Genomic DNA, 26,074 nt, shown 5'->3' with positions numbered 1-26,074 from the left:
GGGGGCAAGCGGCGAGATTTATTCGCCGCGCTCGCGGGCGACTTCGCGCCAGCCGATGTCACGGCGGCAGAAACCATCGGGGAAATCGAGGAGCGCGGCGGCGCGGTAGGCGGCGGCCTGTGCCGCCGCAACGCTGGCACCGCGCGCGGTGACGGCCAGCACGCGGCCACCCGAGGCGACCAGCGTGTCGCCGGACAGGCGCGTGCCGGCCTGGAAGACGGTGGCGCCGGTCGCCTCCGCCGCATCGATGCCGGCGATCGCGCCACCGGCGGCGGGGGTGCCGGGATAGCCGCGCGCGGCGACCACGACGGTCAGTGTGGGATCGGCGGCGAAGACGGGGGCGGGCGCCTCGTCCAGCCGGCCTTGCGCGGTGGCGAGCATCAGGGCGGCAAGATCGCCCTCGAACCGCAGCATCAGCACCTGGGTTTCGGGATCGCCGAAGCGGGCATTGTATTCGATCAGTTTCGGCCCCTGCGCGGTCAGCATCAGACCGGCGTAGAGCACGCCGACGAAGGGCGTACCCTCCGCCGCCATCGTCTCGACCGTGGGGCGGACGATCGTGTCGATCGCCTGCTGCTCGAGTGCGGGGGTGAGGACGCGGGCGGGGCTGTACGCGCCCATGCCGCCGGTGTTGGGGCCGGTATCACCCTCGCCGACGCGCTTGTGATCCTGTGCCGAGCCAAACGGCATCAGGTGCGTGCCGTCGGTCAGGACGAAGAGGCTGGCTTCCTCGCCGCTCAGAAATTCCTCGATCACCGCCTCGGCGCCGGGGGTGGCGAAGAGGTCGTCGATCGCGGCCATCGCTTCGTCACGGGTCATCGCCACCGTCACGCCCTTGCCAGCGGCGAGGCCGTCCGCCTTGATGACGACGGGCAGGCCGAAGGTGCCATTGAGCGCGCGGACGGCGGTGTCGCGGTCGGTGACGCGCAGATAGCCGGCGGTGGGGATGCCGGCGCGGGCGCACAGATCCTTGGTGAAGCCCTTCGATCCTTCGAGCTGCGCGGCGGCTTTCGACGGGCCGAAGACGGGCACGCCGGCGGTGCGGAGCGAATCGGCGAGTCCGTCGACCAGCGGTGCTTCAGGGCCGATGACGACGAGGCCGATCGTTTTCTCGGCGCAAAAGGCGACGATAGCGGCGTGATCCATCGCATCGAGCGGCACGAGCGTCGCATGGGCGGCGATGCCGGGGTTGCCGGGTGCCGCGAACAGCGTACCTAGCAGGGGCGACTGTGCGAGCTTCCACGCCAGCGCATGTTCGCGGCCGCCGCCGCCGATCAGCAGGATGTTCATGCCCGACCCTTTTTCCGATGGAGCGCGGCTGGTAGCCGAGCCGGTGCCCGGCGACAACGCGCTCGCGCTGTCCGTTAGCGAGCTGTCGTTCAAGCTGAAGCGGATGGTGGAGGGCGAATTCGGCCATGTCCGCCTGCGCGGCGAGATTTCCGGCTACAAGCGGGCCACGTCGGGCCATGTCTATATGAGCCTGAAGGACGATGCCGCGGTGATCGACGGCGTGATGTGGAAGGGGTCTGCCTCGACGCTGGCGTTCCAGCCGCAGGACGGCGTGGAAGTGATCGCGACGGGCAAGCTGACGACCTATCCCGGCCGGTCGAAATATCAGGTCGTGATCGAACGGATGGAACTGGCCGGCGCGGGGGCGCTGATGGCGCTGTTCGAGAAACTGCGCGCGAAACTGGCGGGCGAGGGGCTGTTCGATCGCGAACGCAAGAAGACGCTGCCGTTCATGCCGCGGGTGATCGGGGTCGTCACCTCGCCGACGGGGGCGGTGATTCGCGATATCCTGCACCGGCTGGAGGATCGTTGCCCGACGCATGTCATCGTGTGGCCGGTGAAGGTGCAGGGCGAGGGCGCGGCCGCTGAAGTGGCGGCGGCGGTGCGGGGGTTCGATGCCCTGCCGGCGGATGGGCCGGTGCCGCGACCCGATCTGGTGATCGTGGCGCGCGGCGGTGGCTCGATCGAGGATCTGTGGGCGTTCAATGAGGAAGTGGTGGTGCGCGCGGTCGCGGATTGTTCGATCCCGATCATCTCGGCGGTGGGGCATGAGACGGATACGAGCCTGTGCGATCATGCCGCCGACCTGCGCGCGCCGACGCCGACCGCGGCGGCGGAGATCGCGGTGCCGGTGCTGGCGGATGTGCGGCTGACGGTGGCATCGCATAGCGCGCGGACCGAGCGGTGCGCGCGGCGATATGTTGAGCGCGGGCGCGAGCGGCTGGACGGGTTGTCGCGGTTGCTGCCGAAGCGGGATGCGTTGCTCGGGCCGCAGCGCCAGCGCGCGGACGAGGCAGGGGCGCGGCTGGATCGCGGGCTGGAGCGGCGGGTGACGAACGCGCGCAGTCAACTGGGGCACGCAGCGGGGGCGCTGCGGCCGGCGGTGCTGGAGCGGCAGGCGGAGCGAGCGCGCGACCGGCTGACAGCGACGTGGCGGCTGGTGCAGTCGCTCAATCCCGATCGCATCCTGGAGCGCGGTTATGCGCGGGTGACGGCGCGGATAGGTGGCGAGACGCTGTCGAGCGCGGCGGCGGTGCGGGCGGCCGGCGCGGTGTCGCTCCGCTTCCGCGACGGCACCGTCGATGCAAAGGTTGAGCGGGCGGCCGGCAAAACCTATGTCGCGGACAAGCCAGAGCAGCCGTCGCTGCTGTAATCCACCTTACGGAAGCTGCCGCCATGCTGATGTCGAACACCGATCGCCCCGCCCGCCTGCATTACATGGCCAATGGTTTCCGCGTGCTGGCGCCGGGCGATCATGTGATGTGCGCGGTATCGGGCGCGCGGGTGCCGCTGGACGAACTGCGGTACTGGAGCGTCGGCGCGCAGGCGGCCTATGCCAGTGCGGAGATCGCCAGCGAGGCGCTGTCGCCGCGATGAGGCGGATCGTGGTGATCGGGGGCGTGATGGTGCTGGGCGGATGTGTAGCGCCGTCCGGGCCGCCGCCGGTCGCTGCGTCGCCGGTCGTGGCGGTGCCGATCGCGCGCCCGCCTGTGCCTGTCGTGCCGGCGGTGTTCCGGATGACGGGCGTGCCGATGCAGGGTGGGTTGGTGCGCGGGCAGGCGCCGGCCGGGGCGGTGTCGGTGATGCTTTATGACAAGCCGGTGCCGGTGGCCGGGGACGGGCGCTTCATCGTCGGCTTCGACCGCGATGCGTCGGTAGCCGCGCGGCTGGTCGCGACGTTGGCCGATGGGCGGACGGTGACGCAGGTGCTGACGGTCGCGCCGCGGGCGTGGCGGATCGAGCGAGTCGACGCACCCTACCGCGCGGGTAAGAGCGACGCCGAATTCGACGCGGCGCGCCCGGCCGAGCTGGCACAGATCGTCGCGGCGCGGGCGCGCGTGACCGATGCGGCGGGATGGCAACAGCCGATGCGCTGGCCGGCGACCGGTCGCCAGTCCGGCTGGTTCGGGGCGCAGCGTGTGTATCAGGGCAAGCCCGGCAGCTATCACGGTGGGGCCGATGTGGCCGTGCCGACGGGCACGCCGGTGGTGGCGCCGGCCGACGGTGTCGTGATCCTGGCGGCGGACCGGCCCTTCACGCTGGAGGGCAATCTGTTGATGATCGACCATGGCATGGGCCTGAACAGCGCGATGCTGCACCTGTCGCGGATCGACGTGCACGTCGGCGACCACGTACGCCAGGGGCAGCCGGTCGGCCTGTCCGGCGCGACGGGCCGCGCGACGGGGCCGCATCTGCACTGGGGACTGCAGTGGCGCGGCGCGAAGCTGGACCCGTTGCTGGTGGTGGGCGCGGGGCCGGCGGGTTAGCGTAGGAGCCATGACAAGAGTTGTGACATGACCGACATCAGGGATTTACGATCGCACGCGCTGAGGGCGTTGCAGGACGGTCGTGTCGAAGACGGCATCGATGCGTATCGATCATTGTCGGTTGCCGAGCCGGGCGATGCGGAGACGTGGTACAATCTCGCTTACCTGCTGCGATGCGCCCGCCGGTTCGGTGAAGCGGTCGATGCCTATGGCCAGGCACTGGCACGGGGCATTTCGCGGCCGGAAGAGGTTCATCTGAACCGCGCGGTCATTCTGTCCGAATTCCTGCAGCGCCCCGACGAGGCGGAGGCAGAATTGCGGACGGCGATCGGGATCAAGCTGGCATTTACGCCGGCGCTGCTCAATCTGGGCAATCTGTTGGAGGATCGCGGAGAGGCAGTGGAGGCGCGGGCGGTTTACGGTGATGTGCTGGCGATCGAACCGCGCAATGGCCGGGCGCTGGCACGGCAGGCCGCGATCGATGTGTTCGAAGGGCGGGGGTCAGTCGCGGTTACGCGATTGCGGGATGTATTAGCCGAGGGGCGACTGTCGCCCGATGCCGTCGCAGAGGTCGGTTTCGCGCTAGGTAACGCGCTGGACAGCCAAGGTGATTATAAGGCGGCGTTCGCGGCGTTCGAACAGGCCAACCTTGCCGCGCGTGCAGTGGCGCATCCTGCTTCGCGGTACGATCGCGCGACGTTCGAAGCGTTGATCGACCGTTTGATCGCCATGCCGCCGGTCCCGAAACCGACCCATCCACCAATGGGGCCTTCGCCGATCTTCATCTGCGGAATGTTCCGGTCGGGCTCAACCTTGGTAGAGCAGATCCTGTCGCGCCACAGCCGCGTCACGGGGGGGGGCGAACTCGATATAGTGCCTGCCCTCGCCGCCGCGATGCAGCCCTATCCGGAGGCCGTGTCGGCGCTGACCCCCGACGGGATCCGTCACTTGCGTGACCGCTATCTGGCCGAAGCACATCTGCTGCACCCCCAGGCCGATATCCTGACGGACAAGCGACCCGACAATTTCCTTCACATCGGGTTGATCAAGCGAATTTTCCCGGAGGCCCGTATCGTTCATACGACACGGGCTCCCCTGGACAATATATTGTCGATCTACTTCCTGCATTTCGACGACAGCGTGGCCTATGGTCACAAGCTTGGGGATATCGCCCACTGGTTCGGGCAATACCGACGACTGATGGCGCATTGGCGGGCGCTTTATGGGGACGACATCTTTGACGTCGCTTATGATGAGGTCGTTCACGCGCCAGAATCCAGTATCGCCGGTCTGCTGGATTTTTGCGGATTACCCTGGGAGGACGCGGTCTTGACCCAAGGTGTCGATCAGCGTCTGGTCAGGACCGCGAGCGTCTGGCAGGTGCGCCAACCGCTGCACCAGCGTTCGTCGGGACGGTGGCGAAATTACGCCGGGCCATTGGCGCCGTTCCACGCCGAGTTGGGTGAGTTTGCCCCGGACGACTGAACGTCAGGGTGCGACGGCGCCCTGACCGGTGATCCGGAACACCTCTTTCAACATCGTACGCTCGGTTGCGCTGAGATACGGGTTCCAGACGTCGAATATCAGCACGATGCGGGGCTGGTCGCTGTCGTTCCATGCCTCGTGTTCGATCGTGTCGTCGAATGCGAAGGCCTCTCCCTCCCGCCAGGCGCGCGTCTCGCCGCCGACGCGGAAGCGGCAGCCGTCTGGCACGATCAGCGGGAGGTGGACGATCGTCCGCGTGTTGGTGACGCCGGTGTGCGCTGGAATATGGGCGCCGGGCCGCAGGATCGAGAAGAATGCCGTTGGTGCCTTGCCCGGGATGTCGCTTTGCGGAACGGCGGCTAAGGCGGCGGCGGTTTCCGGACAGCGGGCACAGACATCGTCGTTTCGCGTGCCATATTCCCATAGGAAACAGGCGCTCCAATCGAGATTATTGTCCAGCGTCGACCAGCGATTGGACGGCGTGCCACTCTCTTGCCGAATGTACGGGCGGATGGCGGGAATGCCCTCCGCCAGCAACGCCTCGGCTTCGGCGCGGATCGCATTCGTGCGGGCCTCCAGATCCGCGAACCACGGGAAGGCACGGCGATCGAAAAATTCGTCGGCGGGCAGGAACGGGAAATGGAGTCCTTCGCACCGATTCGTGAAGATCGTCCGGCGGCCGAGCATGTGATCGACACAGGCGGTGAGGCGGCGGGCATCAGGACCGGCCGTGGCGATTGAGTCTGCCAGGGCATCGTCGATATCGGCGGCAATCGTTGCCGTATGTGCTTGCAGATAAGCCTGCCCCCTGACCAGCGCATCTTCGACAGCGGGTGGACGTTCGGGCATGGCGGCGGCCATTTGGACGACGGCGGACCATCGTTGCAGGGCAGCAACCCCGTCACCGCGCCGTTGATGCAATTCCGCCAGACGAAGCTGGGCGGTCAGGTTCCGCCGGTCGATCGATAGCGCCCGTTCCAGGCTCTGACGTTCGGCTTCGTCATCCCGCCGCAAGCGATGCGCGGTGGCGAGATTGACCCACAGGATCGGCTGATCCGGATCTTGTTCTGCCGCCGCCGCGAAACTGATCCTGGCCCGTTCGCCATCGGCATCGGCCAGTGCGCGCATCCCGTGTGCGTTCAGGATTTGTGGATGGGCGGGCGCGAGGACCAACGCCTCGTCAAGCAGCCGCCGTTCCTCTGCCGCATCGCCGCGCTGTCGCGCCGCCATCGCTGCGGTGGCCAGAGATTGAGCGGCTGGAGGGAGAGCGACCATGACGATCGGCTATCGTGATGCGGAAGGGCGTGCAAGCGGTCGGTATCATAAGAAAGGGGGCGATCCGCGGATCGCCCCCTCGATATTCCCGCTGGGGAAAGCGTGACGCTTAGAAGCGCAGCTTGCCCGACACGCTGTAGGCGCGGCCCAGGACGTCGTAGGTCGACGGATAGGTGTTGCCGCTGTTGTAGGCGGTCTGGCCAGCCGTGGAACCGACGATCGGAGGCTTCTTGTCGCCGATGTTGCGGCCCGAGAAGGTGAGCGTCAGGTTCTCGTTCACTTCGAACTGAGCCGAGAGATCGAAGTAATTGTACGCCTTGATACGGTTGAAGTTGTACTGACCGCCGGCGAGCGGCGTCGGGCCCGTAACGGTGCCGTTGAACAGGCTACGGTTCGTGGTCGTGAACCCACGGTTCGCGAAATCCGACGCCTGACCCTCATATTCGACCGCACCGATGTGGCGCCACAGCAGCGACAGCGTACCCGGCCCGAAGGACAAGCTGGTGCGCTGGTTCCACTGATACTCCGGCTGGATCGAGCCGCAGTTGACGCTGTAATAGCCCACGCAATCGCGGTTGTACGACGTTGACGATGCACGGAAGTAGTTGTGATTGGTCCAAGTGCCCTGGAAACCCAGGTTCAGACCGATCTCACCGAATTCGCGCGCATAATTGGCATTCAAATCGATACCATCAGTCGCCAGACGACCATTATTGGTCAGCGGCTGAGGCAGGCCAGGGACCGTGGCGCTGGAACCGCTCAGACGGCCATTGACCGTGCTGCGGCGGATGCTGGTGCATGCCGCCGACGCTGCCTGTGCGGCCGTGATCGCCGCAGGGTTCGTCCCGAAGCAGGCCCCAAGGATGTCACCCGGCGTAGCCGAGGTGATGGCGTTGTTCACCTTGATGTTGAAGTAATCGACCGCGACGCTGAGGCCGGGAACCAGACCACGCGGCTGGATCACGACGCCGAGCGTGTAGGTGTCGGCCTGTTCCGGACGGATGTCGGGGTTGCCGCCGCCCGTCACGTTCACCTGGCCGCTGGCCGGGTTCAGGATGCTGCCGATCGATCCGGCAGGCGCGCCCTGATTACGGCAGGCAAGGGTCAGGTTGACGTTGTTGACCGGCGCGGTGCCGGCGCAGGGATCAACCGCCTGGTTGTCGAGCGCGGTCACCGATGGCGTGAACAGCTCGCTGATGTTCGGCGCACGAACGGCGCGCTGGTAGTTGCCGCGGAACTTAAGCTCCTGGAACGGCTCCCAGCTCAAACCACCCTTGTACGTGGTGGCATTGAAGCTCGGGTTGTTCGACGCCTGCACCTTGTAGCTCGAATAGCGGATGCCGCCTTCGACCGTCAGCGAGCGGAAGAACGGCTTGTCGGCCACTAACGGCGCGATGATTTCGCCGAATGCTTCGCGGACGTCATAGCCACCGGCGAACGGCAGGATCGCACCGCCCGCGCCGCCCAGTTCGCCCGGCGACAGTGCATAGGCATCCGGAATACGACGGTAGGTGTACTTGCGGTATTCGCCACCGGCGGCGAAGGCGATCGGCTCGTCCGCAAATGGGCTGGTCGTACCGAAATCACCGTTCAACACAGCCTTGGCCTGCGACAGCGCGGTCTGAATCTGAATGGTGCTCTGACCGTTCAAGAAGGCAGCCTGATCGGACGTGATCGAGCCCGCCTGACCCAGCAGGTTCAGCGGTACGCAGTTATTGGTAGTAACGTTGCAGGTCGTCGTATTGCTGGCGTTCAGTGCCTGCTGAACGCGTGACCGCAGGACATAACCTGACTGCGTCTGGTTCAGATCGCTTTCACCGTATGAACCCGAAACGTCGAGCTTGGCATGGTCCGAAAAGCGCAGGCGCAGGCCAGCCTTATAATCGAACATCTGCGTGGTGTAGCGTGAGATACGCGGCCCGATTTCGATCGTGCGGCGATACACGGCGGGTAGAGCCAGCGCCGAGCCAGCCGTACCCGGGTTGATGGTGCCGTTCGAATTTGCGCTTGGTGCGACGAACGCCACCGAACCGGTCTGCTGACCGCAGTTTGCTGGCGAATAGCGTGCGGCATCATTCAGCAGCGCGGTGCGACCAGCAGCCTGGAGCGCTGCATTGGTGCTCGTGTAGCTGTTTGCCAACGCAGACTGAACGCCGAAATTCGCTGCGCAGATCTGATCGCGAAGGCCAGTCGACAGATAGCCATTGTTAGCCGGTATCGTCAGCGATTCGCCGAAGATGCCCGATGGGGCGATGATCGTGTCGATCGTGTTCTTCGAGAACATGCCCCGCGTGTAGACTTCGAGGTTGTCCGACACCTCGTAATTGGCCTGTGCGTAGATGTTGTACCGCTTGAACGGCGTCTGGAAGATATTGTACGGTGCGAAGTTAAAGGGCGCATAGGCGGAGACCAGTGCAGTGTTGCCCGGGTTTACCTGAAGCTGGCCCTGGCCGTTGCCGAAATCGACGCCGGTCGGCACCGAGGTGGGCGACGCGCCTGCGGCGATGCCGTTGGGCGAGCCGATCGTGAAAACCGATACGTCGCGCTTGCCCTGATACAGGGGATCGGCTTCCTGGTAGCCGAGGCTCAGCACCGCGTTGCCGCGACCGTCGTCGAAGTTGGCGCCGACCGTCAGATCGCCGCGGAAATAGTTGGCATCGCCGCGCTCGGTGAGCTGCTGGCTGGCCGACGCTTCCATGCCGGCGAAGTTCTTCTTGGTGATGAAGTTGGCGACACCGGCCACGGCGTCTGCACCGTAGGTGGTCGATGCACCGCCCGTCAGGACGTCGAGGCGCTGTACCAGCGCGACCGGAATGTTGCTGAGGTCGACCGTGCCGCCAGCGGCCGCAGGAACGAGGCGATCGCCGTCCAGCAGCACGAGGTTGCGGTTGGAACCCAGGTTGCGAAGGTTAATCGTGGCAAAACCGCCGTTGCCGTTGTTCACGGCCGAACCGATGCCCGGTACCGCGCCCGGCAGTTCGCGGATGATCTGCTCCACGTTGTTGACGTTACGCAGCGTCAGTTCGTTCTCGGAGACCACGTTGACCGGGCTCGACGAGACGAGGTTCGGGTTGCTGATCAGCGTACCCGTGACGACGATGTCCTGACCCTCTTCCGCCGGCGGGGCCGCGTTAGGATCCTGCGACGTCTGCTGCGTTTCCTTTGTCGCGGGTGCGATCTGGGCAAATGTCGGCGTTGCGACCATGGCCGCGCCGACGAGCAGCGTCGTATTCAACAGGTAGGAGCGAAAGCGCAGCGTCATCAATGAGACCCCTTTTGGCCGTCCATTTTGGATCGACATCTTTTGCCGGATTAGAAAAAACCAATCCGTTCTGCCGCATGTGTAGCCACCGAAAAGTTATTGCCGCAATGGCCATAATCCGGATTGTCACAGTTTCGTCTTCGTTGTGGTTATTCGGCAACAAGCGGACGTCACGACCATGGAAAACATCCTTGCCGACGCCACGGATCTGGACGATGCCCTGCGACCTGCGCGGAGAGATGAATATGTTGGCAGCGATGGCCCTTTTGACATTGGCGGCGCCGAACGGCGCGCAGGCGGTCGAGGCCGACCGGGCGGGGCCGCTCGCGATCGATCGGCTGGCGACCTGTCGCGGCATCACGGCAAACGATGCGAGGCTGGCCTGCTTCGACGAAGCAGCCAAGGCGATCACCGAGGCGCGCACGCGTCAGGATATCGTCGTGCTGGACCGGGCGGAGATACGAAAGGCGAAGCGATCGTTGTTCGGGTTCTCGCTGCCGTCGATCAAGCTGTTCGGTGGCGGCAAGGATGACGAGCAGTTGAAACAACTGGTGGGCACGGTCGGCGCCTATCGCACATTGTCGGGCGGACTGATCCGCTTCGAGCTGGACGATGGTGGCGTGTGGGAAACGGTGGAGCAAGTCATGCTGCCGCTTCGGCAGGGCGATGTGGTGACGATCAAGGCCGGATCGCTGGGCAGCTACATCGCGACGGCGCCGGGGCGGCGCGCGGTTCGGGTTCGACGCGCGCGCTGAGGCGTCGCCGTGGTTGGGGCGTCCACCGATGGCCGTCGACCTGTCCCGTCCGGCCTTTTCCATGGCTAGGGCTGTGGGTGTCGGAAATCCCAGCCGTGCGCGATGACTATCCCCCGCGCCGGCATGTGACGGATTTGTCACAAAAGTTTATGTTTCGTATTGGTGCAACCCAAAAGCCCGGCTGATCCATTGCGATCCCTGAAATTTACCGGTTATGACAACGACAGTTACCCAAATGGCCCGTGCCGCTGGGGGAAAAATCCGTGGTCCCAACGATCGAAAAGATCGGTTTGGACGATGTCGTAATTAAGGGGAATTACTTCGATGGCGACCCGTTTTGTCTCCGCTCGTTCCAATCTGCGTGGCGGCTCGGCTATTCGCGCGCTGGCATTGGCCGTTGCGCTGGTGTCGGCTCCCGCATGGGCGCAGGACATTCAGACTCCTGACAACCCGCCCCCTGTGGCCGACGGCCAAGAGGGTCCGGGCGCTGACATCGTCGTTACCGGTTCGCGCATCGCTCGCCCCGAAGTCGACTCGCCGGTGCCGGTCACGACGATTACCAGCGCACAGTTGCTGCAGCGGGCATCGCCGAACGTCTCGGACATCCTGAACGAGCTGCCGCAGGTCGCGGTCGGATCGACGCGGACCAATTCCAACTTCCTGACGTCGGGCACCGGTATCTCGACAGTCAACCTGCGCGGACTTGGTTCCAACCGGACGCTTGTACTGGTGAATGGGCGCCGGTTCATCGGTGGTTTTGGTGGTGACACTGCTGTCGATCTCAACAACATTCCGGTCGATCTGATCGAGCGGGTCGACAACATCACCGGCGGTTCGTCGGCCGTCTATGGCTCGGACGCCATTGCCGGTGTGGTCAACTTCATCATGCGTGACAGCTTTGAAGGGCTGCAGGTCCGCGCCCAGGGCGGTATTTCGGAGCGCGGCGACAGCGGCCGTTATCTCGTCAGCGTGACGGGCGGTACCAAATGGGGTGCGGACGACCGCGGCAACGCGTTGTTCAACGTGTCCTATGATCGCGACCAGGGCCTGTTCTCGCGGAATCGGGCGATCTCGGCGCAGGATTGCGCCGGAGCGGTCTGCGGTCCCGCATCCTACAGTTCGTTTGCCCCCCAGGGCCAGTTCCAGCTGCTCGATGCCGATGATGCCGCCGTCGGCGCGCTGGGCGGTCGTTCAAACTTCTCGTACAATCCGGACGGGTCGTTGGCGGTGCTGCCGGGCTATCAGTCGGGTGTCTATGGCTTCAACCGCAACGGTGTCCGGCGTATCTCGGTGCCGCTTGAGCGGTATCTGGCCAATGGCATCGTGAACTATCAGTTGAACGACTCGATGCAGGCCTATGGTGAGGTCACCTATGGCCGGACCAGTTCCAATGCATCGCTGGAGGCGTCCGCGCTTGCCCAGACCGACATCTATGAGTCGGGCGGCATCCCCATCACCAACGCCTTCATTCCGACGTCCATCGCGAACGCGATCGCGCTCGCCAATTCGGACGCCAATCCGGCGAACGACGTGACGTCCATCGGCTTTCGTCGTCGGCAGAACGAAGTGTTCAGCCGCAGCAATCGGGCACGGCGCGATACGTGGCGCGCCGTTGCCGGTGTCCGCGGCGATCTGGGATCGAACGTCAATTATGACGTCAGCTATGTCTACGGGCATCTGAACGACTTCAATGCCAGTGAGGATGTGGACACCGCGCGGTATCGCCAGTCGCTTGATTCGATCCGGGTCGGCACGGGCAACGTGGTCGGCACCGACATCGTCTGCCGCGACACGGCGGCCCGCGCCAATGGCTGTATCCCGATCAATCTGTTCGGCCTGAATACGGCGGACCCACGCGCAGCTTCCTATGTGCAGGCTGTGGTGCCGAAGTCCGAGCAGATCACGAACCAGCAGCACGTCGTGACGGCCAGCCTGTCGTCGTCGTCGCTGTTCGATCTGGGCGCCGGCGGCGTCGGTGCCGCGATCGGTGTCGAGTATCGTCGCGAGTCGGTGGTTGACGATCTGGACATCCTGACCAACACCGGCGGCAATTCGGGCAACCAGATTCCCGATCTTCGTGGTTCGCAGAACGTCAAGGAAGTGTTCGGCGAGGTCAACGTGCCGTTGTTGTCGGGCCGTGGCCTCTTCCAGTATCTGGGTGTCACCGGCGCGATCCGTTATTCGGATTACAACACGATCGGCAGCGTCCTTAGCTGGAATGCCGGTGGCGAGTGGGAGCCGGTTCGTGGTCTCCGATTCCGTGGTCGCTACGCCGTGGCGAACCGGGCGCCGAACAACAGCGAGTTGTTCAGCGCACCGAGCGAAACCTTTGCCGGTGTCACCGACCCGTGCGACGGCATCACCCGTACCTCGACGGGGGCGACCGATGCCGCCTGCCGCGCCATTCCGGCAATCGCGTCATTCCTGACCGCGAATCCAAACGGGACGTTCGCCTATGCGTTGGCAGACACGCAGGCGATCAACGGCTTTGTTGGCGGCAACCGCAACCTGAAGGAGGAAACCGCCAAGACCATTACGGCAGGCTTTGTCTTCACGCCCGATTTCATCCGCGGTTTCCAGGTCACCGCCGATTATTTCGACATCCGCATCGATGACGCGATCAACACGCTTGATCGCAGTGATACGGTAGATAAGTGCTTGTCGACCGGCGATGCGGTGTTCTGCAACAACGTCATTCGTTTTGCGCAGACCGGTTATCTTCAGACGGTGAACGCGCAGCTCATCAATATCGCGGGATACAAGGTTCGTGGTATCGACGTTTCGACCCAGTACAGCCATCCGCTGGGACTGACGCCGGACGATCGTTTCACGATTACCGCGAACTACACGTATCAAATCGATTATAAGCTGCAAAGCGATCCTGCGACGCCGGTCGAAGAATCGGCCGGCACGTTTGGTCGCGGTTTTTCGACCCATCGGGTGAACGGCCGCGCGACCTATGAAACGAACGGGACGAGCCTGAGCTGGCAGACGACGTTGCTGAGCGGGGGCCCATTCCTTCGCAATCAGTTCATCAGCAACGATCCCGCCGTGCTCGCGTTGAACGACGTGCCTGATTATTGGCTGCACAACCTGCAGATCAGTCAGCAGGTGGCCAAGAACTTCACGTTCTACTTCAACGTCGACAACGTCTTCGACAAGAAGCCGCAGTATCTGCCCGGTACGCCGTTCGGTACGCCGACGGGCCTTGAAACTTCCGCGGATTTCGATCTGTTCGGTCGGAGCTTCACGGCGGGTGCACGCTTCCGGTTCTAAGCCGGTCGATCATCGGAACAGGAAGGGGCGGCGCAGCGATGCGCCGCCCTTTTTCGTGTCACACCACCGCCAGCGCCAGTTTCCCGTCGCCCTCGTCCACCGTCACCGTGGACCCATCCCGAACGTCGCCGCGCAGGATCAGGTCGGCGAGGGGGTCTTGCAGATGGCGCTGGACGGCGCGGCGGAGGGGCCGCGCGCCGTAGACGGGGTCGTAGCCGACGCGGCCCAGCCACAGCTTGGCGGCGTCGGTCAGGTCGAGGGTGATCTTGCGATCCGCCAGCAGCCTGGCGACGCGGGCGACCTGGATGTCGACGATCGGGGCCATATGGGTGAGCCCAAGGCGGTGGAAGAGGATGATCTCGTCCAGCCGGTTGAGGAATTCCGGGCGAAAATGGCCGCGGACTATCTCCATGACCTGTGGTTCGACGCTGGAGACATCGGCGTCGTCGGGCATGTTGGCGAGATACTGGCTGCCGAGGTTGCTCGTCAGGATGATCAGCGTGTTGCTGAAATCCACGGTGCGGCCCTGACCATCGGTCAGGCGGCCGTCGTCGAGCACCTGCAACAGGATGTTGAAGACGTCGCCATGCGCCTTTTCGACCTCGTCGAAGAGGACGACCTGATAGGGGCGGCGGCGGACGGCTTCGGTCAGGACGCCGCCTTCCTCGTACCCGACATAGCCCGGCGGGGCACCGATCAGGCGGGCGACGGCATGCTTCTCCATGAATTCGCTCATGTCGATGCGGACCATCGCGGCGGGGTCATCGAACAGGAATTCGGCGAGCGCCTTGGTCAGTTCGGTCTTGCCGACGCCGGTCGGCCCCAGGAACAGGAAGCTGCCCAGCGGGCGATTGGGGTCCTGAAGCCCGGTGCGGGCGCGGCGGACGGCGGTGGCGACGGCGTGGACGGCATCGGCCTGACCGATGACGCGCTTGCCGAGCAGTTCCTCCATCTTGAGGAGCTTGTCGCGCTCGCCCTGCAACATGCGATCGACGGGAATGCCCGTCCAGCGGGAGACGACCGCGGCGATATCATCGGCGGTCACTTCCTCGCGCAGCATCGCGCCTTTTGTGGCGCCGGCGGCTTCCTCCAGTTGGCGGGTCAATTGCGGGATGGTGCCGTAGGACAGCTCACCGGCTTTCGCCAGGTCACCTGACCGCTGCGCCTGTTCGAGGGCGAGGCGGGCGGCGTCGAGCTGTTCCTTCAGCTTGGCCTCGGCGCCGATCTTGTCCTTCTCCGCCTGCCAGCGGGTGGTGAGTTCGGCGGATTGCTGCTCCAGATTGGCGAGATCGCGTTCGATCGTGTCGAGGCGATCGATGCTAGCATCGTCGGTTTCGCGGCGCAGGCCCTCGCGCTCGATCTTCAGGCGCAGGATGCGGCGGTCGAGGGTTTCGATCTCTTCGGGCTTGCTCTCCACTTCCATGCGGATGCGGCTGGCGGCCTCGTCCATCAGGTCGATCGCCTTGTCGGGCAGGAAGCGGTCGGTGATGTAGCGGTTCGACAGGGTGGAGGCGGCGACCAGCGCGGCATCGGTGATGCGGACACCGTGGTGGAGTTCGTATTTTTCCTTCAATCCGCGCAGGATGCTGATCGTATCCTCGACGGTGGGTTCGCCGACGAAGACGGGCTGGAACCGACGCTGGAGCGCGGGATCCTTTTCGACGTGCTTGCGGTACTCGTCGAGCGTGGTGGCGCCGACGCAGTGGAGTTCGCCGCGGGCGAGCGCGGGCTTCAAGAGGTTGCCGGCGTCCATCGCGCCTTCGGATTTGCCGGCGCCGATCAGTTGGTGCATCTCGTCGATGAACAGGACGATGTCGCCCTCGGCGGCCTTCACTTCGTCGATGACGCCCTTCAGCCGTTCCTCGAATTCGCCGCGATATTTCGCGCCGGCGATCAGCGCGCCCATGTCGAGCGACATGAGCGTCTTGTCCTTCAGGCCATCGGGCACGTCGCCATTGGCGATGCGCAGCGCCAGCCCCTCGACGATCGCGGTCTTGCCGACGCCGGGTTCGCCGATGAGGACGGGGTTATTCTTGGTACGGCGGGCGAGGACCTGGATGGTGCGGCGGATTTCCTCGTCGCGGCCGATCACGGGGTCGAGCTTGCCGTCGCGCGCCGCCTGGGTCAGGTCGCGGGCGAATTTCTTGAGCGCGTCGTAGCGGTCTTCGGCCCCGGCGGTGTCGGCGGTGCGACCCTGACGCAGGGAATTGATCGCGGTGTTCAGTGCCTCGGGCGTCGCGCCGGCGGTCTTCAGCGCCTTGCCGGCGGCGGTGTTGAGCGACAGGGCGAGCGCGACGAGCAGGCGTTCGACGGTGACGAAGCTGTCGCCGGCCTTGGCCGCGATCTGTTCGGCGGTGTCGAGCACGCGGACGGCGTCGTTGCTGATGCCGGGGCTGTTCTGCGCGCCCGAGCCGGACACGGCGGGAATCTTCGCGAGCGCGAGGTCGGTTTCGCTGACGGCGCGGCGGGCGTCGCCACCGGCGGCCTGGATCAGGCCGGATGCCATGCCCTGCTCGTCTTCGAGCAGTGCCTTCAGAAGATGTTCGGGGGCGATCTGCTGATGGTTCATGCGGATCGCGACGGTCTGCGCGGACTGGAGGAAGCCCTTGGCGCGGTCGGTAAATTTTTCGAGGTTCATGGTTGATCCCTGCTGTCTTGCGGCATCAGATGGTGTTGTATTCGGGCAACACAAGGGTTTGGAGGCGGTGCGACCACCGAGCCGCCTGCGTGACCCTGTTCAGCGTTGTCGGCAAGCGCGTTGCGCGCGGCGGATGGCCGGCTATACCCCCGGCCATCATTCCCGGAGACGCCTATCCATGTCGTTGAAACTCTTCGCTCTTTCGGGCGTGGCGCTTGTTGCGCTCGCCCCGCCCGTCGCCGCGCAGACGAAGCCGGCGTCGGTGGCGACGCTGATCCGGTCGGTCGACATTCCATATCAGCAGTTCGTGTTGAAGAACGGGCTGCGGGTGATCGTGCATACCGATCGCAAGGCGCCGGTGGTGGCGGTGAGCGTGTGGTACGATGTCGGCGCCAAACACGAACCGCAGGGCAAGACCGGCTTCGCGCATCTGTTCGAGCATCTGATGTTTAACGGATCGGAGAATGCGCCGGACGATTTCTTCGAGCCGCTGAAACAGGTCGGCGCGACCGATTTCAACGGGACGACCAATCAGGACCGGACCAATTATTTCGAGACGGTGCCGACCGGCGCGCTGGAACGCGCGCTGTTCCTGGAATCGGACCGGATGGGATATCTGCTGGGTGCCGTGACGCAGGCCAAGCTGGATGAGCAGCGCGGCGTCGTCCAGAACGAGAAGCGGCAGGGCGACAACCAGCCATACGGCCTGACGCGGTACAAGATCACCGAGGGGCTGTTCCCCGCGACGCATCCGTATGGCCACGACACGATCGGATCGATGGCCGATCTGGATGCCGCGTCGCTGCAGACGGTGAAGGACTGGTTCACCGGCCATTACGGCCCGAACAATGCGGTGCTGGTGCTGGCTGGCGACGTCGATGTCGCAACCGCGCGGCGGCTGGCCGAAAAATATTTCGGCGCGATCAAGGCGGGCCCGAAGAGCGTGCGGCCAGTGGCGCCGGTGCCGACACTGACGGCCCCCAAGGCGGAGACGATCCGCGACCGGGTGGCGGCGGTGATGGTCAGCCGCAACTGGGCGGTGCCGGGGCTGAACGATCCCGATTCGTCGGCGCTGGACGTGGTGGCGGGCGTGCTGGGTGGGCTGGACAGCTCGCGGTTCGACAATGCGCTGGTGAAGAAGGAGAAGCTGGCGGTCAGCGTGTCGACCTATAACGGCGCGGGCGCCCAGGTGGGTACGTTCGGCATCCGCGCGATCGTGCGGCCAGGGGTCGATCCGGCGCTGGTGTCGCAGCGGATTGATGCGATCCTGGCCGATTTCCTGAAGAACGGACCAACCGCGGACGAAGTATCGCGCGTCGCCACGACGCGGGCGGCGGGGGTGATCGGCGGGCTGGAATCGGTCGGCGGTTTCGGCGGCAAGGCGGTGGCACTGGCGCAGGGCGCGCTGTTTTCCGACGATCCCGGTTTCTACAAGAAGCGGCTGGAGCGGCTGGCGGCGCAGACCCCGGCGAGCGTGAAAGCGGCGGCGGACAAATGGCTCGGCCGGCCCGCCTATGCGCTGACCGTCGAGCAGGGCAAGCGCGATGCCTATGCCGAGGCGGTGGTACCGCCGGCGGTGGCGGTGGTCGCGGCCCCCGATACGCCGTTCAAGGGCACGCGCGGGGCGATGCCGCCGGTGGGCGCGCTGACCGGCCTGACCTTTCCGACGGTGCAGCGCAGCCGCCTGAGCAACGGTATCGAGCTGGTCTATGCACAGCGCAATGCGGTGCCGATCACGCAATTGGCGCTGTCGTTCGATGCCGGTGTCGCCGCCGATGTGGCGGGGAAGCTGGGCACGCAGGGCCTGACGCTGGCGATGATGGACGAGGGCACGGCCAGGATGGGGTCGATCGCGCTGGCCGAGGCGCGCGAGCGGCTGGCGGCCAGTATCGGTGGCGGGTCGAGCAACGATCGCACCACATTGAACCTTAGCGTGCCGAGCGCCAACCTGCGGCCCGCGATCGACCTGTTCGCGGATGTCGTGCGCCATCCGGCGTTCGACGAGGCGGAGCTGGTGCGGGTGCGCAACCAGCAATTGACGGGGATCGCGCAGGAACTGACGAGCCCCGGCGGTCTGGTCGGGCGGGTGGTGCCGCCGTTGCTGTACGGCGCGGCCTATCCCTATGCCAAGGCGCAAGGGGGCGGTGATCCCAAGGCGGTGGCGGCGCTGACGCGGGCCGACCTGATCGCGTTCCAGCAGGCATGGCTGCGACCGGACAAGGCGAAGATCTTCGTCGTCAGCGACCGGCCGATCGTCGAGGTGCAGGCGGCCCTGGAGGCGGGCTTTGGCGACTGGCGGCCGACGGGCGCGGCGGGCGTCAAGGACTTCGCCGCGCCGATGCAGCCGGCGACGCCGAAGATCGTGCTGGTCGACCGGCCGGACAGCCCGCAATCGCTGATCGTCGGGCTGATCCCGACGCCGCTGAATGGAACGCAGGACCTGTTGCCGGTGGCGACCGCCAACGATGCGCTGGGTGGTGGTTTCCTCAGCCGGATCAATATGGACCTGCGCGAGGCGCGGCATTGGTCGTACGGTGCGAGCGGCGGCTTCCAGACCGCTGAACATGCCGCACCCTATATCATCACCGCGCCGGTGCAGGCGGACAAGACGGGGCCGGCGCTCGCCTCTGCCCGCGCCGATGTCGCCGCGTTCCTGGGGCCGCAGCCGATGACGCAGGCGGAGTTCGCGCGGGCGATCAACGGCGCGATCAATGCGTTGCCGGGCAGTTTCGAAACCGCGGGCGCGGTGCTGGGCGCGATGCAGCGGAACGACCTGTATCGCCGGCCCGACGATTATTACGGGACGATCACGCAGCGGTATCGCGGCCTGACATTGCCGCAATTGAACCAGACGATCCGTGGCGCGATCGACCCGCAGCGCACGGTGTGGGTCGTGGTGGGCGAGGCGGCGACGGTGAAGCCGCAGCTTGACTCGCTGGGCCTGCCCGTCGAGGTGGTGAGCGCGACATCGCTGGGCGTGCCGGTGCAACCCATGGCGCCGGCGCCGGTTAAAGCGGGCAAGTAAGCGACGATATTCAGGAGAAAGACCATGGCCGACATCGATGGCAAATATGATTGCACCGTGAAGTCGCCGCTGGGCGACCAGAAGATGGTGCTGACGGTGCGCAGCGACGGCACGACCTTTACCGGTGATGTGTCGGGCGCGATGGGCGGCATGGACGTGACCGGCGAGGTCGCGGGCGACAAGATCAGCTGGAAGCAGAGCATGACTGTGCCGATGCCGATGACGCTGGATTGCGAAGCGACGATCGAGGGTGACACGCTGGTCGGCAGCGTCGGCGCAGGCGCGTTCGGCAGCTTTCCGATGTCGGGTACGCGGGTCGGGTGATCTTCCACCCTCGTTAAGCCAAGTTGAAGGCCCGCTCCCCTGCCAGACCGGCAAGGGGGCGGGCCTTGTTCGTTCAGGAGACGCCGCGATGACTAGCCGTCGTTCATTCATGGGTGGCGCCGCCGCCACCGTGGCGCTGGCCGCCGCCCCGCGCGTGGCGATGGCGGCGGAGACGCCGCTGGCCGCGCTTTTCGCCGACCTGTTGCAGGCGCAGTTGCGGCGCAGCCCGGAGGGGGCGACCAATCTGGGGCTCGATACCGGCGCCAATGCCGATCTGCGCGCCAAACTGTCCGATCAGTCGATCGCAGCGATGGGGGCGAACCGCGCGGCGACGCTGGCGGAGATCAAGCGGCTGGAGGCGATCGATACGGCCACGCTGTCGGCGGACGAGAAGATCGATCTGGCGTGCGTGCTCTACACCCGCCGGTCGGCGGCGCGGGTGCAGGCGTTTTCGTTCGGTGGCACCGCGTATGGGCCGACGCCATACGTCGTGTCGCAGCAGTCGGGGGCGTATCAGTCGGTGCCCGATTTCCTCGACACCAAGCACAAGATCGATGGCGCGGGCGATGCGGATGCGTATCTGCAACGGCTGACCGCCTTTGCCGGGCAGCTGGATGCGCAGACCGAGCGGATGCGGCGCGATGCCGGGGCGCGGGTGGTGCCGCCCGATTTCATCCTGGACCTGACACTGGAGCAGATGGGCAAGCTGCGCGTGCCGGCGACGGATGCGTTGGTGGTGCAGTCGCTGGCGCGGCGGGCGGCGGCCAAGGGGCTGGCGGCGGATTATGGCGCGAAGGCGGGACGCATCTGGGACACCGCCGTCCTGCCCGCCCTCGACCGGCAGATCGCGCAGGCGAAGGTGATGCGCGCCACCGCTACGCATGATGCGGGCATCTGGAAGATACCGGAAGGAGCGGCGTTCTATCCGGCGGCGCTGCAATCGACCACGACGACCAGCCTGTCGCCGGAGGAGGTGCACCGGTTCGGGCTGGAACAGGCGACGGCGCTGAACGCGCGGCTGGATGCCGAGTTGAAGAAGCTGGGCTACACCAAGGGAAGCGTCGGCGCGCGGATGGCGGCGCTGGGGCGCGAGCCGAAATACCTCTATCCGGATAGCGATGCCGGCCGGGCGCAGGCGATCGCCTATTGCAACGAACGGCTGGCGGCGATCCGCGGGAAGCTGCCGGCGGTGTTCGAGCGGATGCCCCCCTATGCGTTCGAGGTGCGGCGCGTGCCGCCACAGACCGAGGCGGGGGCGGCGGGAGCCTTTGCACAGCCGCCGTCGCTGGACGGGTCGCGACCCGGGCTGGTGTATTTCAACCTGCGCGACATCAACGACTGGCCAACCTTCGCGCTGGCGACGACGACCTATCACGAAGGGTTGCCGGGCCATCAGATGGAGGGCGGGCTGGCGCTGTCGAACACGCGGTTGCCGCTGATCCGCAAGATCGGTGGCTTTTCGGGATATGGCGAGGGGTGGGCGCTGTATGCCGAACAGTTGGCGGACCAGATCGGCATGTATGCCGACGACCCGGTCGGCCGCTGCGGTTATCTGGTCGCGCAACTGTTCCGCGCCAATCGCTGCGTCGTCGATACGGGCCTGCACCATTATCGCTGGAGCCGCGAGAAGGCGGTGCAGTATTTCGTCGATCAGCAGGGCGATCCGGTCAGCGATGCGTCGCGCGAGATCGATCGGTATTGCGTCAATCCCGGTCAGGCGGCGAGTTACAAGCTGGGGCATTCGACCTTCGTCGCGATCCGCGACAAGGCGAAGGCAAGGCAGGGCGCGCGGTTCGACCTGAAGGCGTATCATGCGGCGGTGTTGCGATACGGGCGAGTGCCGCTGGATGTGCTGACGCAAATCGGGGATGATTGGATCGCGAGGGGGTGACGTGGTTTCGTCGTTGCGAGGCAACGCAGGGGTTCTAGCGTGGCCCTGGGTTGCTTCGCTACGCTTGCAATGACGATCAGGCCGGGTTGTAGCGATCCAGGAACGTCTTCATCCGCTTCAGGAATTCCAGCCGGTCCTCGCCGCGGCTGAAGTGGTGGTCGGCGAGGGGTTGTTCGAGATATTCGTAGGGCTTGCCCGCGTCCTTCAACGCGCTGGCCATCATCCGCGATTGTTTCACCGGCACGCGCTTGTCCTCGGCGCCGTGGACGAGGAGGATGGGGATCGAGAAGTTTGCGGCGCCAAAGCGGGGTGAGACGGCGCGAAAGTCGGGGGCCTGTTTCTTCAGCCAGTTCGCGCGGGTCTTGGCCATCAGGAAGCGGCTGTCGTAACGGCGCATCGCTTCCAGATCGGATACGCCGGCATAGGAGATCGTGCATTTGTACGCACCACCGCGCTGGGCGGCGCGCATCGCCGCATAGCCGCCATAGGAGGCGCCGATCATGCACATGCGTTTCGGATCGGCGATGCCGTCCTTCACCAGATAGGCGGCCGCATCGTCGAGATCATCCTGCATCGATAGGCCCCATTGACCCTCGCCGAGCCGGGCGAATTCCTTGCCATAGCCGGACGAGCCGCGATAATTGGGCTGGATGACGGCGTAGCCCGATTCCGCCAGATACTGCACCCACCAGTCCCACCCTTCCGCATCGCGGGCGAATGGGCCGCCATGCGGCATCACGATCAACGGCAGCGATCTGGCCGGGCGGTTGCGCGGCAAGGTCAGCACCGCCTCGATCGGTTTGCCGTCGCGGGCGGTGTAGGTGACCGTCTTCACCGGCGAGAGCGCGCGGTTCTTCAACTGGTCGTTGTTCCAGCCGATGCGGACCATGGTGCCGTAGCCGGTGTCGAAATAATACAGGCCGCCGGCTTGAGACGCGCCGCCGACCTCGACCAGCAATTTGGTGCGATCGGCGCTCCATGACACGACATCGGCGCGGCGGGTGCCGACCGCCTTGTCCATCTCGGCCTGTACCTTGCGTAAAGTCGGGTTGACCCATTCGACGCGCGACCAGCGATCGGTGACGCGGTAGCCGTCGATATCGTTGCCGGCGCCGTTGCGGATGACGCCGTCGACATCGTAGCGGTCGAGCCCGAACAGGCGCTTGCCGACCTTCAGATCGGGCAGCGACAGTTCGTACACCGCATCACGCCCATCGGAATCGTCGATCGCCACCGCGCTGCCGTCGGCGCGGAAGACGAGGGGAGTGACGATGCTGCGGTCGTCGCCGCGCTTTTGCACCGCGATCGAATGGAACGTGCCGGTGGCGCCGGGACGATAGAGGAGCGAGCCGCGCCCCGCGTCGTCGTTGTACTGCCAGCCCATCCGAACCGCACCCGATGGGTCGGCATACCAGTTGAAGACGTTCGACATGCCGGTGACGACGCGCTTTCCGCGGCCGGTCGACAGATCATATTCGAAGACGGACGGATAGATGTCGGCCATCGATTCGATGCCGGTCTGTTTGGCGAGCAGCAGGCGCGGCGTGCCGTCGGTCGCGGTCCAGATCACGTCGTCGGCGCGCAGGCCGGCCTCGGTCCAGCCGAGGCGGTTGGACTTCTTCATGTCAGCCGCCACCGCCAGCGTGCGGGTGATGTAGTATTCCTCGCCGTACAGAATCTGTTGCGCGCCGAGGCCGACCGCCAGCCAGTCGTTGCCGACCCAACGCCACCAGTTCACGTCGGTCTTCTCCGGCACCGGCATCATTACCGGTTTGCCACCGCCGGTGAGCGGGCGGACGACGAGATATTGCTTGCCGCCGACCGCCATCTTGGCGGCGATGCGGGTGCCGTCGGGTGACAGGGCGGGCGATTCGACGGCGGGGAGGGTGGCGAACACCTCGACCGGCACTGGCGCGGCGGCATCAACCTTTGGCGTCGCTGGGTCGGGCACCTGAGCGGGCGATGCGGTCCCCAGCGCCGCGATCATCGCGGCGGCCCATAGCTTCGTCTTCACTCAACCCCCCGTTATACTGGGACGATTCCCCGTCGTCCCATTCCGCATCATCACAAGGCGCGCCACCGGTGACAAGCCAGTGGCGCTTCCCTTTTCCTCAGACGCCGCCGGCCAGTGCGGCGAGCAGCAACAGGGCGACGATGTTGGTGATCTTGATCATCGGGTTCACCGCTGGACCGGCGGTGTCCTTGTACGGATCGCCGACGGTGTCGCCGGTGACGGCGGCCTTGTGCGCCTCGGACCCCTTGCCGCCGTGATTGCCGTCCTCGATGTATTTCTTCGCATTGTCCCATGCGCCGCCGCCGCTGGTCATCGACAGGGCGACGAACAGGCCGGAGACGATGACGCCGAGCAGCATTGCGCCGAGCGCCGCGAAGCCCGACGCCTGACCCGCGACCGCGGTGATGATGAAGTAGAGCGCGATCGGGCTGGCGACGGGCAGCAGGCTGGGGACGATCATCTCCTTGATCGCGGCGCGGGTGACGAGATCGACGGTGCGGCCGTAATCGGGGCGGCTGGTACCCAGCATGATGCCGGGATTGTCGCGGAACTGGCCGCGCACCTCCTCGACCACCGCGCCCGCCGCGCGGCCGACGGCGGTCATGCCGAACGCGCCGAACAGATAGGGGAGCAGCGCGCCGAGCAGCAGGCCGACGATGACGTACGGGTTCGACAGGCTGAAATCGACGGTCAGGTCGGGGAAATACGTCTTCAGATCGGTGGTGTAGGCGCCGAACAGGACGAGCGCGGCAAGGCCGGCGGAGCCGATCGCATAACCCTTCGTCACCGCTTTGGTCGTGTTGCCGACCGCGTCGAGCGCGTCGGTGCGCTCGCGTACCTCGTCGGGCAGGCCAGCCATTTCGGCGATGCCGCCGGCATTGTCGGTGACGGGACCATAGGCGTCAAGCGCGACGACCATGCCCGCCTGCGCCAGCATCGCGGTGGCGGCGAAGGCGATGCCGATGACGCCCGCCAGCTGATAGGCCGCAATGACCGCGACGACGATGACGAGCGTTGGCAGGGCGGTCGCCTCGAGACTGATCGCGAGACCCTGGATGACGTTGGTGCCGTGGCCGGTTTCGGACGCCTTGGCGATGCTGCGCACCGGGCGGTGGTTGGTACCGGTGTAATATTCGGTGATCCACACCAGCAGCCCGGTGACGACGAGGCCGACCATCATGCACCAGAACAGGTCCATGCCGGTAAAGCTGGCCGCGCCCTCCGCCGGGGCGGCGGCGACGACATCGGTGGCGAGCGATCCGGTGCCGGCGTCGAGGAAGCCGGCGCCGCCGATCGTCGCGTTCAGGTCGCCCAGCACATAGACGCTGGCGACATAGATGGCGGGGATCGACAGGATCGTGGCGGTGAAAAAGCCCTTGTACAGCGCGCCCATGATGCTGCCGCCGCCCAGCCGGACCATGTAGGTGCCGATGATCGAGGTGAAGATGCACACGCCGCCGACGAGCAGTGGCAGGGTCATCAGGCGCATCAGTTCGGCCGCATCCGCCTGGATCAACAACGCGATCGAGATCATCGTGACGCCGAGGGTGACGACATAGGTTTCGAACAGATCGGCGGCCATGCCGGCGCAGTCGCCGACATTGTCGCCGACGTTATCCGCGATGACGGCGGGATTGCGAGGATCGTCCTCCGGAATGCCGGCCTCGACCTTGCCGACCAGATCCGCGCCGACGTCGGCCGCCTTGGTGAAGATGCCGCCGCCGAGGCGCGCGAAGATCGAGATGAGGGACGCACCGAACGCGAGCGCGGTCAGCGCCTCGACGATGACGCGGTCGTTGGGGGCGAGGCCGGAGGGGCCGGTGAGATACCAGAAGAACGACGCGATCGAGAGCAGACCCAGCCCCGCGACGAGCATGCCGGTGACGGCGCCGGAGCGGAAGGCGGTGGTCAGGCCCCCCTGCAACGAGGTGCGTGCCGCCTCTGCGGTCCGCACATTGGCGCGGACCGAGATGTTCATGCCGACATAGCCCGCCACGCCCGACAGGACCGCACCGATGACGAAGCCGACGGTGGAGATCAGGCCGAGCGTCAACGCCAATACGCCCGCGACGACGACGCCGACGATCGCGATGGTGGTGTATTGCCGGCCGAGATAGGCCTTCGCGCCCTCTTGAATGGCGGCGGCGATGTCCTGCATCTTGGCGTCGCCCGCGGGCTGGCGCAGGACCTGGGCACTGGTGAATATACCGTACAGCACGGCGATGACGCCGCAGATCATGGCGAGATAGACTGTCGTCACGCGTCGCTCCTTCTCCTGAACCGCGGGTCGCCATGCGTGGGCGATACCGTCAGTTGGAGGGAGCCTATCGGTTTCGGACGCGCGTGCAACCCG

General features: G+C 65.6%; 15 protein-coding genes. 9 read left to right on the top strand and 6 right to left on the bottom strand.

All coding sequences use genetic code 11. The features are described 5' to 3' along the window. Positions 1 to 18 precede the first annotated feature (18 nt). Positions 19 to 1,290, bottom strand: a complete 1,272-nt coding sequence (purD, locus tag ASG67_RS16430; RefSeq protein ID WP_056532316.1) for a phosphoribosylamine--glycine ligase — start codon at positions 1,288 to 1,290, stop codon at positions 19 to 21. Between purD and xseA the strand changes: the two genes are divergently transcribed. From xseA to ASG67_RS16410, 4 genes are read left to right on the top strand one after another with little or no spacing between them, the layout of a single operon-like run. Next, positions 1,289 to 2,662, top strand: coding sequence for an exodeoxyribonuclease VII large subunit (gene xseA / locus ASG67_RS16425; protein WP_056532472.1), 1,374 nt, complete (start codon positions 1,289 to 1,291; stop codon positions 2,660 to 2,662). The two genes, purD and xseA, sit on opposite strands and share 2 nt — an antisense overlap. 23 nt (positions 2,663 to 2,685) lie before the next feature. Beyond that, a complete protein-coding gene (locus tag ASG67_RS16420; protein ID WP_056532314.1) occupies positions 2,686 to 2,886 on the top strand; it encodes a DUF2093 domain-containing protein in 201 nt (66 codons plus the stop codon). Then, entirely contained in the window at positions 2,883 to 3,776 is an 894-nt protein-coding gene (locus ASG67_RS16415; RefSeq protein ID WP_082543595.1) for a M23 family metallopeptidase, read from the top strand. Before ASG67_RS16420 ends, ASG67_RS16415 begins: the two co-directional genes overlap by 4 nt. Before the next feature lie 27 nt (positions 3,777 to 3,803). Continuing rightward, complete coding sequence (locus ASG67_RS16410; protein WP_056532312.1) at positions 3,804 to 5,261, top strand: tetratricopeptide repeat-containing sulfotransferase family protein; 1,458 nt, start codon at positions 3,804 to 3,806, stop codon at positions 5,259 to 5,261. A gap of 3 nt (positions 5,262 to 5,264) precedes the next feature. Here ASG67_RS16410 and ASG67_RS16405 read toward each other — a convergent pair whose 3' ends face one another. Both ASG67_RS16405 and ASG67_RS16400 read right to left on the bottom strand, forming a co-directional pair. Next, a complete protein-coding gene (locus ASG67_RS16405) occupies positions 5,265 to 6,536 on the bottom strand; it encodes an aspartyl/asparaginyl beta-hydroxylase domain-containing protein (RefSeq protein WP_056532310.1) in 1,272 nt (423 codons plus the stop codon). Positions 6,537 to 6,645: 109 nt separating this feature from the next. Beyond that, positions 6,646 to 9,798 (bottom strand): TonB-dependent receptor domain-containing protein, encoded by a 3,153-nt coding sequence (locus ASG67_RS16400; protein WP_056532308.1) that lies wholly within the window; start codon positions 9,796 to 9,798, stop codon positions 6,646 to 6,648. Positions 9,799 to 9,989: 191 nt separating this feature from the next. On the opposite strand from ASG67_RS16400, the gene ASG67_RS16395 reads away from it, so the two are divergent. Both ASG67_RS16395 and ASG67_RS16390 read left to right on the top strand, forming a co-directional pair. Next, on the top strand, positions 9,990 to 10,553 hold the full coding sequence (locus ASG67_RS16395) for a hypothetical protein (RefSeq protein ID WP_156460881.1): 564 nt from the start codon (positions 9,990 to 9,992) through the stop codon (positions 10,551 to 10,553). Positions 10,554 to 10,877: 324 nt separating this feature from the next. Next, positions 10,878 to 13,829: a TonB-dependent receptor plug domain-containing protein gene (locus ASG67_RS16390; RefSeq protein ID WP_056532304.1), complete on the top strand. Its 2,952-nt coding sequence runs from the start codon at positions 10,878 to 10,880 to the stop codon at positions 13,827 to 13,829. A 58-nt stretch (positions 13,830 to 13,887) separates the two neighbouring features. Here the strand turns inward: ASG67_RS16390 and clpB are convergent, their stop codons facing one another. After that, positions 13,888 to 16,467 (bottom strand): ATP-dependent chaperone ClpB, encoded by a 2,580-nt coding sequence (gene clpB / locus ASG67_RS16385; protein ID WP_056532302.1) that lies wholly within the window; start codon positions 16,465 to 16,467, stop codon positions 13,888 to 13,890. 178 nt (positions 16,468 to 16,645) lie between these two features. Between clpB and ASG67_RS16380 the strand changes: the two genes are divergently transcribed. The 3 genes from ASG67_RS16380 to ASG67_RS16370 all read left to right on the top strand — a co-directional run bounded on the left by ASG67_RS16380 (position 16,646) and on the right by ASG67_RS16370 (position 21,707). Then, positions 16,646 to 19,492: a M16 family metallopeptidase gene (locus ASG67_RS16380; protein ID WP_056532300.1), complete on the top strand. Its 2,847-nt coding sequence runs from the start codon at positions 16,646 to 16,648 to the stop codon at positions 19,490 to 19,492. Positions 19,493 to 19,516: 24 nt separating this feature from the next. Further along, positions 19,517 to 19,816 (top strand): hypothetical protein, encoded by a 300-nt coding sequence (locus tag ASG67_RS16375; protein ID WP_056532298.1) that lies wholly within the window; start codon positions 19,517 to 19,519, stop codon positions 19,814 to 19,816. 88 nt (positions 19,817 to 19,904) lie between these two features. Beyond that, a complete protein-coding gene (locus ASG67_RS16370; RefSeq protein WP_056532295.1) occupies positions 19,905 to 21,707 on the top strand; it encodes a DUF885 domain-containing protein in 1,803 nt (600 codons plus the stop codon). A gap of 76 nt (positions 21,708 to 21,783) precedes the next feature. On the opposite strand, the gene ASG67_RS16365 is transcribed toward ASG67_RS16370, so the two are convergent. Both ASG67_RS16365 and ASG67_RS16360 read right to left on the bottom strand, forming a co-directional pair. Next, the gene (locus ASG67_RS16365) at positions 21,784 to 23,721 is read right to left on the bottom strand and encodes an alpha/beta hydrolase family protein (protein WP_235535262.1); all 1,938 of its coding nucleotides are present in this window, start codon (positions 23,719 to 23,721) and stop codon (positions 21,784 to 21,786) included. Positions 23,722 to 23,818: 97 nt separating this feature from the next. Beyond that, positions 23,819 to 25,981, bottom strand: coding sequence for a sodium-translocating pyrophosphatase (locus ASG67_RS16360; RefSeq protein WP_082543594.1), 2,163 nt, complete (start codon positions 25,979 to 25,981; stop codon positions 23,819 to 23,821). Positions 25,982 to 26,074: the final 93 nt, after the last annotated feature.

Origin of the sequence: Sphingomonas sp. Leaf339, assembly GCF_001426195.1 — a bacterium.
In the GTDB taxonomy this organism is placed as follows: Bacteria; Pseudomonadota; Alphaproteobacteria; order Sphingomonadales; family Sphingomonadaceae; genus Sphingomonas.
Note: the sequence above shows the minus strand (reverse complement) of the source record. Positions and strands in the feature narration are given on the sequence as shown.

What these genes read in the sequence shown, in the direction of transcription:
- xseA (WP_056532472.1), top strand. Translation starts at nt 1,289, where the DNA reads ATGCCCGACCCTTTTTCCGATGGAGCGCGGCTGGTAGCCGAGCCGGTG.
- purD (WP_056532316.1), bottom strand. Translation starts at nt 1,290, where the DNA reads ATGAACATCCTGCTGATCGGCGGCGGCGGCCGCGAACATGCGCTGGCG.
- ASG67_RS16420 (WP_056532314.1), top strand. Translation starts at nt 2,686, where the DNA reads ATGCTGATGTCGAACACCGATCGCCCCGCCCGCCTGCATTACATGGCC.
- ASG67_RS16415 (WP_082543595.1), top strand. Translation starts at nt 2,883, where the DNA reads ATGAGGCGGATCGTGGTGATCGGGGGCGTGATGGTGCTGGGCGGATGT.
- ASG67_RS16410 (WP_056532312.1), top strand. Translation starts at nt 3,804, where the DNA reads ATGACCGACATCAGGGATTTACGATCGCACGCGCTGAGGGCGTTGCAG.
- ASG67_RS16405 (WP_056532310.1), bottom strand. Translation starts at nt 6,536, where the DNA reads ATGGTCGCTCTCCCTCCAGCCGCTCAATCTCTGGCCACCGCAGCGATG.
- ASG67_RS16400 (WP_056532308.1), bottom strand. Translation starts at nt 9,798, where the DNA reads ATGACGCTGCGCTTTCGCTCCTACCTGTTGAATACGACGCTGCTCGTC.
- ASG67_RS16390 (WP_056532304.1), top strand. Translation starts at nt 10,878, where the DNA reads ATGGCGACCCGTTTTGTCTCCGCTCGTTCCAATCTGCGTGGCGGCTCG.
- clpB (WP_056532302.1), bottom strand. Translation starts at nt 16,467, where the DNA reads ATGAACCTCGAAAAATTTACCGACCGCGCCAAGGGCTTCCTCCAGTCC.
- ASG67_RS16380 (WP_056532300.1), top strand. Translation starts at nt 16,646, where the DNA reads ATGTCGTTGAAACTCTTCGCTCTTTCGGGCGTGGCGCTTGTTGCGCTC.
- ASG67_RS16375 (WP_056532298.1), top strand. Translation starts at nt 19,517, where the DNA reads ATGGCCGACATCGATGGCAAATATGATTGCACCGTGAAGTCGCCGCTG.
- ASG67_RS16370 (WP_056532295.1), top strand. Translation starts at nt 19,905, where the DNA reads ATGACTAGCCGTCGTTCATTCATGGGTGGCGCCGCCGCCACCGTGGCG.